The 12,719-nt window shown below is 50.6% G+C and carries 12 protein-coding genes, 4 tRNA genes and 1 other RNA gene; 5 read left to right on the top strand and 12 right to left on the bottom strand.

What is annotated here, in order from left to right; all coding sequences use genetic code 11:
* The gene (gene mtnK, locus P2G53_RS08270) at positions 1-1,197 is read right to left on the bottom strand and encodes an S-methyl-5-thioribose kinase (protein WP_275816085.1); all 1,197 of its coding nucleotides are present in this window, start codon (positions 1,195-1,197) and stop codon (positions 1-3) included.
* Positions 1,198-1,305: 108 nt separating this feature from the next.
* Between mtnK and mtnA the strand changes: the two genes are divergently transcribed.
* The gene (gene mtnA / locus P2G53_RS08265) at positions 1,306-2,328 is read left to right on the top strand and encodes an S-methyl-5-thioribose-1-phosphate isomerase (protein WP_275816083.1); all 1,023 of its coding nucleotides are present in this window, start codon (positions 1,306-1,308) and stop codon (positions 2,326-2,328) included.
* A 34-nt stretch (positions 2,329-2,362) separates the two neighbouring features.
* Here mtnA and P2G53_RS08260 read toward each other — a convergent pair whose 3' ends face one another.
* Genes P2G53_RS08260 through P2G53_RS08240 form a run of 5 tightly spaced genes read right to left on the bottom strand, consistent with a single transcriptional unit; the run spans position 2,363 to position 6,118 of the window.
* Entirely contained in the window at positions 2,363-2,899 is a 537-nt protein-coding gene (locus P2G53_RS08260) for a cupin (protein ID WP_275816081.1), read from the bottom strand.
* The gene (gene mtnC, locus P2G53_RS08255) at positions 2,896-3,588 is read right to left on the bottom strand and encodes an acireductone synthase (protein ID WP_275816079.1); all 693 of its coding nucleotides are present in this window, start codon (positions 3,586-3,588) and stop codon (positions 2,896-2,898) included. The genes P2G53_RS08260 and mtnC overlap by 4 nt, the downstream gene beginning before the upstream one ends.
* The gene (locus P2G53_RS08250; protein ID WP_275816077.1) at positions 3,585-4,196 is read right to left on the bottom strand and encodes a methylthioribulose 1-phosphate dehydratase; all 612 of its coding nucleotides are present in this window, start codon (positions 4,194-4,196) and stop codon (positions 3,585-3,587) included. The genes mtnC and P2G53_RS08250 overlap by 4 nt, the downstream gene beginning before the upstream one ends.
* Before the next feature lie 9 nt (positions 4,197-4,205).
* Positions 4,206-4,982: an amidohydrolase gene (locus P2G53_RS08245; RefSeq protein ID WP_275816075.1), complete on the bottom strand. Its 777-nt coding sequence runs from the start codon at positions 4,980-4,982 to the stop codon at positions 4,206-4,208.
* Positions 4,970-6,118 (bottom strand): methionine aminotransferase, encoded by a 1,149-nt coding sequence (locus tag P2G53_RS08240; protein ID WP_275816073.1) that lies wholly within the window; start codon positions 6,116-6,118, stop codon positions 4,970-4,972. Before P2G53_RS08240 ends, P2G53_RS08245 begins: the two co-directional genes overlap by 13 nt.
* A gap of 266 nt (positions 6,119-6,384) precedes the next feature.
* On the opposite strand from P2G53_RS08240, the gene P2G53_RS08235 reads away from it, so the two are divergent.
* Genes P2G53_RS08235 through P2G53_RS08225 form a run of 3 tightly spaced genes read left to right on the top strand, consistent with a single transcriptional unit; the run spans position 6,385 to position 9,616 of the window.
* Positions 6,385-7,158 carry a prepilin-type N-terminal cleavage/methylation domain-containing protein gene (locus P2G53_RS08235; protein ID WP_275816071.1) on the top strand — a complete coding sequence of 258 codons (774 nt, stop codon included), beginning with the start codon at positions 6,385-6,387 and terminating at the stop codon, positions 7,156-7,158.
* A 13-nt stretch (positions 7,159-7,171) separates the two neighbouring features.
* The gene (locus tag P2G53_RS08230) at positions 7,172-7,567 is read left to right on the top strand and encodes a hypothetical protein (protein ID WP_275816069.1); all 396 of its coding nucleotides are present in this window, start codon (positions 7,172-7,174) and stop codon (positions 7,565-7,567) included.
* 3 nt (positions 7,568-7,570) lie between these two features.
* Entirely contained in the window at positions 7,571-9,616 is a 2,046-nt protein-coding gene (locus tag P2G53_RS08225) for a GspE/PulE family protein (RefSeq protein ID WP_275816067.1), read from the top strand.
* 45 nt (positions 9,617-9,661) lie between these two features.
* Here the strand turns inward: P2G53_RS08225 and P2G53_RS08220 are convergent, their stop codons facing one another.
* From P2G53_RS08220 to P2G53_RS08195, 6 genes are all read right to left on the bottom strand, one after another.
* On the bottom strand, positions 9,662-10,009 hold the full coding sequence (locus P2G53_RS08220; protein WP_275816065.1) for a hypothetical protein: 348 nt from the start codon (positions 10,007-10,009) through the stop codon (positions 9,662-9,664).
* A gap of 119 nt (positions 10,010-10,128) precedes the next feature.
* Positions 10,129-10,205: transfer RNA gene (locus P2G53_RS08215), tRNA-Pro, on the bottom strand.
* 302 nt (positions 10,206-10,507) lie between these two features.
* A non-coding RNA gene (locus tag P2G53_RS08210) (RtT sRNA) lies at positions 10,508-10,633 on the bottom strand.
* Positions 10,634-10,672: 39 nt separating this feature from the next.
* A tRNA-Pro gene (locus tag P2G53_RS08205) sits at positions 10,673-10,749 on the bottom strand.
* Positions 10,750-10,770: 21 nt separating this feature from the next.
* A tRNA-Pro gene (locus tag P2G53_RS08200) sits at positions 10,771-10,847 on the bottom strand.
* 45 nt (positions 10,848-10,892) lie between these two features.
* Positions 10,893-10,968, bottom strand: a tRNA-Asn gene (locus P2G53_RS08195).
* Between the two features lie 230 nt (positions 10,969-11,198).
* Between P2G53_RS08195 and P2G53_RS08190 the strand changes: the two genes are divergently transcribed.
* Positions 11,199-12,719, top strand: a 1,521-nt coding sequence (locus tag P2G53_RS08190) for a retention module-containing protein (protein WP_275816063.1), incomplete at its 3' end; no start/stop codon positions are given.

The following is a 12,719-nucleotide window of genomic DNA, read 5'->3' as shown; positions in this document are numbered from 1 at the left end:
TTAAACGGTTGTGAGCAGCGTCAGAACATCATCAAAAGAGCGCAGTTGTTCACGTGATTTAATCAACTCTACGCCCAGTTTCAGAGCCTGACGTTCGGAAGCAGCGCGAACGTTTTCATCGGCAATCTCATTCAGGTCAGCAACACCCGCCAGACCAATCGTGCGCCGGATCAGTTCAGTGCCGGCATATCCCAGACTGTCAGACAGAATCTGTGCCAGGCGCTGTTGTTGCCACAGGGAGGATTGCAGGGTCTGGTCGACGGTTTTTTCTGCCATCAGTGCTGAAAACGTTTCAGCAAAGGTCTGCCACAGTTCGGTCAGGTTGGTGCGCAGTGCCATCTGGTATTCGTTACGGATGGTGGAATCAGAGGTCAGGCCATTCTGAGCACAGTGATTGAGAAGCAGGTTGCCGATGATGCTGCCCACGTCAAAGCCGATGGGGCCAAAGTAGGCAAATTCCGGATCGATGATCTGAGTACTGTCACTGCGTACAAAAACCGATCCGGCATGCAGGTCACCATGAACCAGCGCCTCGGCATGGTTCAGGAAACGGTATTTTAACTCGGCAACTTCTGCTTTCAGCGGTTCATCTTGCCAGAGCGCCTGAACATCGTCGGCCAACAATGGGTTGTAGTTATTGCGCTCGTGGTCACAGTAAGGGTCTAAAAAGAACAGATCTTCAGTGATCTTGCACAGATCGGGGTTAATAAAACGACCCAGCATCGCTTTACGTGCATGGGCATCCAGTGCCAGGTCGCTGGTGTAAAACAGGGTATTGGCCAGGAACAGGCCGAGGTGACGTCCCAATTCAGGCAGAGGCTTACGGGCAATCAGGGCGTGGCGCAGGTTTTCATGGTCGCCGATATCCTGCATCACCAACGCTGCACGGGCACTGTCAAAGTGATACAGCTCAGGGACATAGTCCGGGGCGTATTGGCCTTCCAGACTCAGGGCTTCGGCTTCAATGCGAATACGGTCCAGCGACAGTGGCCAGCCTTCACCAATAATGCGCACATAGGGCAGGGCCTGTTTCACAATCATACTCTTGCCATCGGCTGCGCTGACACGGTAGACAAAATTGATGTTACCGTCGCCAATTTCACTGACCACAAAACTGTTCGGGTCTCCCTGCAACTGGGTGTGTTCCAGAACAAAGGTGATGATTTCAGCATCGCTGGAAAATTTATGTGCACTCATCCGGCCAGATCCCTGTAAAATTTGACCGGCCTATTCTACCTAAAACCACTCTTCGGGCGAGCCATTTCTTAACCGTTGCGTGGACGTATTAACCTTGGAACTGAACTGATGAAAGCCCTTTTTGCCACCAGTCTGCGTTACACCGGTGCGGTGTTGGAAATCCTTGATCAACATCTGCTGCCCCATCAGGAAGTGTGGTTACCCTGTCAGACGGAAGATGCATTGGTGGCGATGATTCAGAAACTGCAGGTGCGGGGTGCGCCGCTGATTGGTATCAGTGCTGCGTTGCTGCTTGCCTATCTGGCTGAGCAGGGTATGACTCAGACTGAGCTGAAGGCGACAGCGCAGCGTCTGCGCAAGGCACGTCCTACCGCCGTAAACCTGATGAACAATATCGATGCCATGTTGGCCGTGATCGATCAGGGTGTTGCGGCCATTGTTGCCAGAGCCGAAGCGCTGTTTGCGGAGGATCAGTCGCTCTGTCAGAGCATGGCGGAGCAGGGTGCGGCGTTGCTCGCACCTGGCAGCCGTATTCTGACCCACTGTAACACCGGGGGATTGGCTACTGCCGGGGTTGGTACGGCGATCGGCGTGATCGCAGAAGCACATCGACAGGGCAAGGTGGCTCAGGTGTGGGTTGATGAGACCCGGCCCTTATTGCAGGGTGGTCGCTTAACGGCCTGGGAGATGCAGCAACTGGGCGTACCCTACCAGATTATTACTGACAGTATGGCTGCGCTGCTGATGCGTGATGGTCAGGTGGATGCGGTGTTAGTCGGTGCAGATCGCATTGCGGCAAATGGTGATTTTGCCAATAAAGTGGGCACCTACAATCTGGCGGTGAATGCGCATTTCCATCAGGTGCCCTTTTATGTGGTGGCGCCGGTGACTACGGTTGACTCCGAGTGTCCGGGTGGGCAGGCAATTCCGATTGAACAGCGCAGTGCTGCGGAAGTGAAGGGTGTGAGTGGCAGCTTTGGTGATGTTTGCTGGGCACCCGCAGAGGCTCAGGCATTTAATCCGGCGTTTGATGTAACACCTGCTGCTCTGGTGACCGGCTGGATTCTGGACAGTGGTGTCTATGATGCGTCCGGAATTGAGGCGTTTATCGCACAAATGAAAAGGGCCTGATCCAGGTCAGGCCCTACTGCTAAACTGGCGCGTGTCACTCAAAATAAGGGATCTGAGTGGCAATCTCGGAGCCGGTGAAGTTAGCCACCCAGCCTTCCGGATTGTTAAACAACCGGATAGCGGTGAACGTCGGCTGCGGACCCATATCAAACCAGTGTGTGGTCCCGGCGGGCACTGACAGAAGGTCGTCCTTCATGCACAGCAGGGCGTAGACCTTGTCTTCGATATGCAGATAGAACATACCCTGACCGGCCACAAAAAAGCGTACTTCGTCTTCTGCATGGGTGTGTTCACTCAGAAACATCTGACGGAATTTATCTTTATCCGGATGATCCGCGGTCAGGCTAACCACATCCACGGTCTGGTAACCGCCACTCGCTTTAAGCCGTTCAATATCGGCTGAGTAGGCCGCCATAATGGCATCGTTATCCATCTCGGCTGTGATCGGCGTCGCCGCCTGCCAGCGTTCAAAGTTGATACCCAGCCCGGCCAGCGTAGCCGCAATTTCAGTACCGTTTTCCGTGGTTGAAAGTTGGGTACCCTGTTCGTCGTAGATGGTTAATACACTCATGGTTGGCTCCCGGGGTTAATCGAGTCAAACGTGTCGGTCTGAGTATGACCGGCTGCATTATCAGGTTGTTCACCACGGACCAGCAGGCAGGTTTGCATACCTGCTGCTTTTGCCGCGTCCAGTTCAGGCACGATGTCGGATAAAAACAGAATTTCCTCGGCGGGTACGCCGATCGCCTGAGCGATGTTGTGGTAAGCCTCGGCCTCGCGCTTCTGACCGGTATTGGTATCAAAATAGCCACTGAATAAGGGGGTCAGATCGCCAAAATCGGAATATCCAAACAGCAGTTGCTGGGCTTTTACCGAGCCGGAAGAAAAAACATAGAGTTTAAGGCCCTGTTCTGACCAACGCTGCAGCCCGGCGTGAGCATCTGGGTAAAGGTGGCCGGTAAAGTCTCCCTGTTCATACCCCTGTACCCAGATCAGGCCCTGCAGGGTTTTCAGCGGTGTTGCTTTGGTGTCGCTGTCGATCCAGGCCAGTAACTGGTCAATAACACGATCAAGTCTGGCGTTCGGCTCTTCCAGTGAGGCTTTGACCTGCTGCAGACAGTCTGCAACGGCAGGTGTTTCAGCGTTGGCACGGACAAATGCAGGCAGATGCGCCCGTGCATAGGGAAACAGCACCTTATGGACAAAGTTGATGTCAGTGGTGGTGCCTTCGATATCGGTTAGAACTGTGCTGATCTTCATAATGTACCTAACCGACGCATCTCCAGTTCACAGGCAAAGAGAAACTCCATACCTTCAAGGTGACGGCGAGCTTCCTGCATATCGCGGCCCCAGCTATAAAGCCCGTGCCCTCGAACCAGGAATCCCCACTGCAGGGGTGTCTTCTGCCAAAGCTGAGCAAGCTGATCAGATAGAAAGGCCATATCCTGATGGTTATCCAGAATCGCAATCTCAATCTGTGCCTCATGGGTGGTATTGCCCGCCAGAGACTTTTGCATCTCATAACCGGAAAGGGTGAGGCATGCGCCTGTTTCAATACGTGATAACACGGTGGATGCGACAGAGTGCGTATGCAGGACCGCACCTATAGCGCTATCAAGCTGGTACAAGCGGGTGTGCAACAGGGTTTCTGCTGACGGTTTGCCGGTGCCGCCGAGCACGTTACCCTGCAGATCAACCTGCAGCAGGTTGCGGGTGCTCAGTTCACCTTTCTGGCAGCCGGATTCCGTGATCAGGGCTTCGTTGTCATTCAGGCGGGCAGAAAAATTACCGCCGGTGGCTGGGCACCAGTGTCGGCTCTGGATCCAACGGCCCGCTTCAATGATGGCCTGACTGGGGTTTTCTTGCATAGTTGCGCTCTAATTCAGGGTAAAGGAATCTGCATCCTGCCAGGCAGGAAAGGACTCACGAAAACGTTGCAGATCATCGCCGATCAGGGTGGTGCTGGCAATCCGGAATTGCGCATCGGCTAAATCCAGCTGAGGTTCACCCAGATGATTCACCAACATACTGTCTCCGGCATAGTTGAGCTCATTGCCATCGGTGCCGGTGCGATTGACCCCAGCGACAAAACACTGATTTTCGATGGCACGCGCCATCAGCAGGGTACGCCAGGCATTGCGTCTGGGGGCTGGCCAGTTGGCGACATAGATGGCCAGATCATAGTCGTTGCGGTTGCGGCTCCAGACCGGAAAACGCAGGTCATAACAGACCTCTGGCAGAATCCGCCAGCCTTTGTATTCAATCAGTTGGCGTTCGGTGCCAGCGGCATAGTGCTGATGTTCGTTACCCATTCTGAACAGATGGTGTTTGTCGTAATGGGACACTGCCCCATCCGGTGTCACGAACAGGAAACGGTTTCTATATTCTGTGTTGTGCTGAATCACCACGCTGCCGCAGATTGCAGCATTCAGTTCTTGGGCCAGTGTTTTTAGCCAGACCAGAGTTTCTCCGGTCATCTGCTCGGCCACCAATTCAGGCTGCATACTGAAGCCACTAGTGAACATCTCCGGCAGGATGATCAGATCTGTTTTCCCTTTTAACGCGGTAAGCTCGGTTTGGAAGCGAGCACGGTTGGCCGCCGGGTTTTGCCACTCAAGCGGGGTTTGTACCAGCGTGATGGTTAAATTTTGCATAGGCGCTCCGCAGCGGCTGCCAGTGTGGCTTCACCTTTGGCAAAACAGAGTCGGATGTAACCGGTTTGCTGGCCGTGCTGATAAAAAGGTGACAGTGGAATTGCCGCAACACCGGCCGTTTTGAGCAGTGAGGTAACAAATTCCAGATCGGGTAAGTCGCTGATTTCGGAATATTTCAGCAGCTGGAAGTAGGTGCCTGCAGCGGGCGAGATGTGAAAACGACTGTCACTCAAGGACAGATTCAGATAATCACGTTTTTGCTGATAAAACGCCGGTAGCTGTTCGTCATGCTCCGGATGATCGACCATAAATTCCGCGATTGCAGCCTGCAGCGGAGTCGAGGTACTAAAGGTCAGGAACTGATGTACTTTCTGCATCTCCTGCATCAACGCCTTCGGTGCAACGCAGTAGCCAATTTTCCAACCAGTAATATGGTAGGTTTTGCCAAACGACGAAACGATAAAACTGCGCTCTGCCAGCCGAGGGAAGCGGTTGATGCTCTGATGAATTTCACCATCGAACACAATGTGTTCATACACCTCATCAGACAGCAGCACGATATCGGTGTTTGCCAATAACTGTTCCAACTGAGACAGGTCAGCGTCCGACAGAGTAGTACCGGTTGGGTTATGCGGCGTATTGATGATGATCATCCGCGTGCGGGGGCTGATCGCTGCCGCAACCTCCGACCAGTTGACTGCAAAGCTGGGGGGCAGCAGCGGGATATGCACGGCTGTCGCACCGTTCAGTCGAATTGCGGGTTCATAACTGTCATAGGCCGGGTCAAATACGATGACTTCATCACCATTACGCACCACGGCACTGATTGCGGCATAAATTGCTTCAGTGGCACCTGAGGTCACCGTAATTTCGGCGGCAGGATCAAGAATGCGCCCGTAACAACGGTTGATCTTGGCAGCAATGGCTTCACGCAGGCTCAAAAGCCCCGCCATGGGTGCATACTGGTTGGCACCCGCCGCAATCTGCTTGCCTACACTGCTCAGCAGCTCGTTTGGGCCATCGAAATCGGGAAATCCCTGAGAGAGATTGATGGCCTGATATTCCGCCGCAAGTGCTGACATGTGGGAAAAAATAGTTAACCCAACATCGGGCAGTTTGCTGGTGGGGTAGTGCATGCAGGCTCCGGGGAATATTCGTTTCTAGGCGAGATTTGTTAGGCATGAATAGCTGTTTTTTGACCATACTATTTTAAAAGCCATTTACTGCGCTGTACAGGAGCAGATCCTTTGTTGAGTAACGGTGCAGCCTTGCAGTTAATCAATAGTCAGCGTTTGAATGATAGACGAACTGGCTTTTAGATTAATGCTTATCTGAAAGATGAAAAAAACTGCGGTTAATAGTGTATAAAAACAATATTCTGATTTTCATATAAGGAGTAACCGTGAATCAGTCCAGAGGGTTTACCTTAATTGAGCTGATGTTAGTGATAGCTGTGATAGGTATTCTTGCGGCGATTGCTTATCCTGCTTATCAGCATTATATCCATGCTGCAAAATCAGCTGATCTACTGTCCCGTATTGAATTGCTAAGGGAAAAAACTGCAGTTGAATACAGTGAAGGTCGGTGGCCAAAAAACTCTGGCCCTATCTCCTCGGGTGAGTGGCCTAAAGGTGTGCAACTCTCCCCTGAACTATTGGCTGTGAAGCACTTCAGCAGTCAGGTGTTTATTATTAACAGTGGTGCGGCGGTGGCCTTTATGGCGACTGATGCTCAAGGTAGAGCAATAGTGAATGAACTGCGCCATCTCTTACCTGAAAAGATTGTTTATGCATACTACAATCGCACCATGCTGGCAGTGCACTTGATTGATTGGGCTGATACCAGATCAGCTGCAGGTGGTGTTACCAGCAGTCCTGTTTCCAGTTCGGTTGGACCTGACCCTTTGGTACCTGCCCCAGGTTCTGCCACCGCTTCATCCGCCACGGGTCTTACTGGCAGTGCATCCGTTGCCGCTGGTGGTGCGACTTCAGGACCGGCTCAAGCAACATTGCCACCTCAGTCAGCAACTGCGGCACCTAACGTAGCTGCAACGGCTTCACCGCGGCCGACAATTCAATCCAATACCATCCCTCAAGTGAATATTCCGGCTGAATGCCTAAAGCCAAATGGTGGTTATTATCACCGTAATGCTCATCGGCCCAACTGCCCAATCTGAGGAGCGAGACTAAATGAGCGAATTAGATAATTACATTGCCATGGCAGTTTCTCGGGATGAGCAGACAGCCCTGGCGCGCTACAAAAAGAAACAGGGCATCAAGCTTAATTTGTTTATCTGGCCCTTGTTTATCCTGTTGGTACTCAGTCAGGGTAAATTTTTGTTACATCATCATGAACTGATACCGGATGAGCACCACCTTGCAAATATCGATCAGTTGTATGATGAGGCTGAAGCCGAGTTGACAGACCGCTTCCATAGAGGGGAATCGTTATTGGAGGCGTTTAATGACCCGCTATTGAATGCATCTGTTGGCATTTTGCCGACCGGAGAAAATAAGGTTGTGCTGTTTTATTTAGGTGACCATGAAGACGGCCACGGTCGAGAGTTGGTGTTCAGTAAAGGATAAAATATGAGTGCCCTGGATTGGCTTCAAACGCTCCTGATGCGTCAGTTTCCAGATGCTGAAGTTCCATTGTCTCAACTTAACCTGCCGGAAAATGATGTTCAGGCGTGGGGGGTGCTGGCACAGTGTCTCGATCTTTCTGATGATGCATTACTGGAATACCTGCGAACAGAAACCGCAGTTCCAGTTGCTGATATAAATCCTGAAAGTCGTAATTTTATTCCGATTAAGGAATCTGTTGCTCGCCGTTTCAAAGTAGTGGCGTTTGCCCAGCAGGGTAATACTTTGCATCTTGCCTGCACCCGTCCCCTCGATGAAATGCTCAAAAGGGAATTGGCGTTTTGTCTGGGGCAGCGGGTTGAACTCTTTCTGGCTGCGCCGGAAACGCTCTCTAATCTGTTAAATCTGATTTATTCATTACAGGAATCTGATAGTCGATCCATGTGGATTGATGATCAGGTTCTGGCCGAAGCTGTTGGTCCAGAAGCGGCAATTGAGCGCATCTGTATGCTGTTGCTTGATGAAGCCGTTGCAAAAAAAGCGTCTGATTTACATATCCAGAGCTTCTTAGGCGGGGGGCTGGTTCGATTCAGGGTAGATGGTCAGCTTATTCGAGGATCGAGTTTGCCGCGTAAAGTGCAAACGGAGGTCATTCGGTTTTTGATGACACGAGCACATCTGGATACTTCAAATCACTCAACGCCCCAGGATGGACGTATTCGCATCACCATCCGTGAGCGTATCTTTGACCTAAGGATCTCTGTCCTGCCAAGTCATGAAGATACTCGACTGGTTATTCGGTTTTTGGATCAAAGCCGGGAATTTACCTTGGCGGGCCTCGGATTTCCCCTGGCTGAGCAGCATAAACTTGAACGCCTGTGTATGGAGAGCAGAGGACTCATTCTGTTCACCGGGCCTACAGGTTCCGGTAAAACAACAAGTTTATATAGTTTGTTAAGTGGTCTGAATACACCGGATCGAAATATTATGACTGCTGAAGACCCTGTAGAGTATCGATTGGCGGGTATCAGTCAGATTGAAGTTGATGACAAGCGTGGGCGCACTTTCCAGGCCATTTTGAAGTCTATGTTGCGGCAAGATCCTGACATTATCTTGATTGGCGAAATTCGTGATGCTGAGACATTGAAAATCGCGATGCAGGCGGTGATGACTGGGCATCTGGTTTTTGCGACTTTACATACGTCTGATATCCCCGGCACTGTCCGGCGGTTGATGGACCTTGATGTTACTCAAGGTCAGTTGGCTGAGGGCTTGAAAGGTGTCATTGCTCAGCGTATGGCTCGAAAATTGTGTAGTTGTGCCGAAGCCATCGGTGAGCTGTCCCACTTGGAACAGCTCTTCGCAGACACCGCAAAAGAAAAACCTGCCAAGCGGGCTGTGGGTTGTGAAATCTGTAATTTTACGGGTTATTTGGGACGTTTTCCCTTGGTCGAAGTGTATGAGCCTGATCAGGAAGATCGAAACAAACTGAGAACAGAAAGCTTCCTGCTTGATGCGCCTCCGGCGCTGAGGCGAAGTATGGCGGTGATCGCAGCTGATGCTGTTGTCTCGGGTGTGACTTCGGTAGAAGAGATTACAAAGGTGCTAGGGGCCGACTTCTGGCGGCAATTTAACGAACTTGCGGTAACGGAAGCCCTGTCACATTGTGGTTCTGGTTTATCGGCTTCTGCGTCTGCCAGTCTTCTGGTCATCGGAATGCCTGATGCGCTCCTGGAACAGATTCGTGATGCGTCAACTTATCCAGTCGTGAATGTCGCAGATGCTCCAGCTGCGAGTAAATTACTTCGTACGAATAGTAATGTGTTTGCGCAGATTGTTTATCTATCGAGTGATGCAGACAGGCTGCAACAGCTTTCTGAGCTGCGTCATTCGCTCTCCTGGGCTGGACTGCCGACCGCCTTTTTGGTTGAAGACGCAAATGAGTCTACTGAATTGCTGTTTTCTCAGCAGAATGTAACTAACTGGCTAGCAATGCCAGTTGAAATTTCGCAGCTAAAACATTTGTGTAGCGAGTTATTGCAAGATAGTTAAAACAGCACGCTCTGAAGGTTAATTGAGCGTGCTGAGAGGGATTGATTAAGACGTTTTAGCCAGACGTACAGGTGAGTTTTGTACCATTGCAGACAGCTTTTCTTTGGCCAGATCAATATCAACCTGAATAGGTTGGTCGGTTAAACGACGGCCATGACGGCTGGCAGCGCGTTTTGAGCTTCCGAGATGTTCAGAGTCATTGGAGGCGTATCGACGTCTGTCGACTTTACGCCTACGCCGGTCAGGTCCCTGATACTGATTGAAGTGATAATGGGTATACCACTCCTTGGCATGCGCTAAGGTTGGAAAAAACGGACTTACGGACGTCTTCTCAGCATCAATCCAGTAATAGATGATTTTGTAATCTTCGAAATCTTTGACAAGTTTGAGCATGGGGTAACTACATAACCTACTGCATAATCCATAGCTATAGTATGGATTTATTGAAAAACTGTCTGTAAGAAAAATTCTTAAAGATCAGGTTCGGCGTGTAAAAAACTATTTTAACCGGCTGGTCGGAGTGACAGGATTTGAACCTGCGACCCCTGCCTCCCGAAGACAGTGCTCTACCAGGCTGAGCTACACTCCGAACGCGCGCGGATTTTATCAACCGGGTTGCAGAAAAGTAACCCGGTAAAGGGTGGACAACTGCATTTTATACCATTGGGCCGTTTTTGGGTGGCAGGTAACCGAATTAGGAGAGTCTGGCTTAACGCCTTCTATACTTCTCCTCACCTTCTTGTCATCGCTTGGGCAATGTTTCTTTCTGTGATCGGCGCATGTCTCCTTCGGGTGTTTCCAGCCAAGCATGTCTCCTTCGAGTGTTTCCAGCCAATAAGGAGTTGAGCAATATAAATACAAAAGGTTTGGTAATAATGCTGGGGTATTAAATGGCCGGAGTGGAGGGATAACTCGGCTCTGCCTCGTCCTTCTGTTCATCGCTGACACGATGTTGTCTCGCTGTGCTCGGCTAGAACCCTTTTCGGGTGCGTTCATTCCCGTAAGGTTCTGAGTGTTACCAAATTAAGATGGTTAATGACGGTGCAGGAATATAAGTGGTCGGAGTGATAGGATTCGAACCTACGACCCTCTGGTCCCAAACCAGATGCGCTACCAAGCTGCGCTACACTCCGACTGTCGATCTGAGGAAAAAGTGGTCGGAGTGATAGGATTCGAACCTACGACCCTCTGGTCCCAAACCAGATGCGCTACCAAGCTGCGCTACACTCCGACACCGGGTTCCCGTAAACGGGAAAGATCGAACTTTCAGATGAATTGGCTCCCCGAGCTGGACTCGAACCAGCGACCAATAGATTAACAGTCTACTGCTCTACCAACTGAGCTATCGGGGAACACCTCGAAAGTGCGGCGTATGTTAATGAGCATTCCTAAAGTCGTCAAGGGCTTTTTGCTGAATTTTCAGGGTGACAGGCGCGGGTCACGAAAAATCAAAAAGTTGTTTGAAAAACAAACAGAAATGCACATTTATTGTACTGATTGTACCTCGGTACAGTAGGCGTACTTGAACACTGTGTTTATAACTATTTACAACAAGTAAAACCATAGAGACAGGATTGCAGCCATGAGTGTTATAGGAACCGTAACCGCCCTGACAGGTAAAGCCGTTGCCATCAGCCCTGATGGTACAGAACGTGTGCTGGCACTGGGTGATGAAATTCAAGCTGACGAACTGGTAAAAGTCGGTCCGGACAGTCATATCGAAATTTCGACGCCAAACGGCATGGTTGCTCTCGAAAGCGGCCAGCAGTGGCTGGTAACGTCGGAAGTTTACGCTGATCTGGAAAACTTCGATCCGGCTGATGCCATTATTCAGAATCCTCAGGTTTTACAGACAGCACTTCAGGCTGCAGGCGAATTGCCAGAAGGCGCTAATAACGCAGCAAATGCAGAAGACCCAGCTCTGGCCCTGACCGGTGATGTAGGTGCAGACGTTGATTCTATCCAGGCTGCAATCTTGGCGGGTGAAGACCCAACAGCTGTCGCAGAAGCCACCGCTGCTGGTGAGACTGCTACAGGTGGTCAGGAAGATAACGGTACATCAACTGTCACTATCAGTCGTACCGGCAGTGAAGTAACTCCAGATGCGGGTTACGACACTACGCCTGAAGCCTATGATTTTTCAAAACCTCAGGAAGAAGAAATTGGCATCAGCCTGCCAACGGTCAGTGTGGCTGTGCAGGTTGAGGTTGAAGGTCCTGTTGACCCTGAAGATCCACAGGTGCCTGATGAGCCAACCACTGAGTATCCAGTGCTGGTCAGTGGCAACAATATCCTGATTCTGGAAGGTTCTGATGCCCCAGAAGTTAAAACAGTTACCTTTAATCTGGTGCTGTCTGAACCCTTTACTGAAGACGTTACTGTTACATACCAGTTGGTAAGCGGTACTGCCACCTATGGTGAAGACTGGTCTAATGGTCCTGATCCTGACCATATTTATACAGCTAAAATCTTTGCTGGTGATACAAGCATCCCAGTTACAATTGATATCTTTGAGGATAAATTGGTAGAGGCTGATGAAACGCTCAGTATTGTTCTGCTGAGTGCTGATAACGCTACTATCAATCCTGATGCCAGCACCGGAATGGTCACCATCTACGATGACGATACCGCGCCAGTTGCCATTGATGACGCCAACAGCATCACTGATAGTGAAGAAGCCAGTTACTCTGTGGCCGGCAATGTCCTGGATAACGACACTGATGAAGACGGTGATGCTGAGCCCGGTAATGGCATCCTGTCAGTGGTTGGTGCACCAGTCGTTCTGAACCATGCTCTTGGTACATTGACTATTGAGTCTGATGGTAGCTATGAGTTTGTTCTGAATGAAGCTGGTATTACGGCTTTGGTTGAGTTGGGTGATGAAGATACTACCTCTATCACCTTTACTGATGCTTATCAGGTTACAGACGGCACAAATCCTGGTACCTACGCAGACGTAGTTATTGATCTGAATGGTATTAACGACGATCCAGAAGGCTCAATTGGCAACCAGGAAGATTACGACTCTGATGTTATCAGTCTGGATATCAGCAGTAACTTCACGGATGCCGACGGCGACAGCCTGAGCTTCTCGGCTACGGGT

Source organism: Neptuniibacter sp. CAU 1671, assembly GCF_029222905.1.
In the GTDB taxonomy this organism is placed as follows: Bacteria; Pseudomonadota; Gammaproteobacteria; order Pseudomonadales; family Balneatricaceae; genus Neptuniibacter.
The sequence above is the reverse complement of the archived record's forward strand: the minus strand, read 5'-3'. Positions and strand labels throughout refer to the sequence as shown.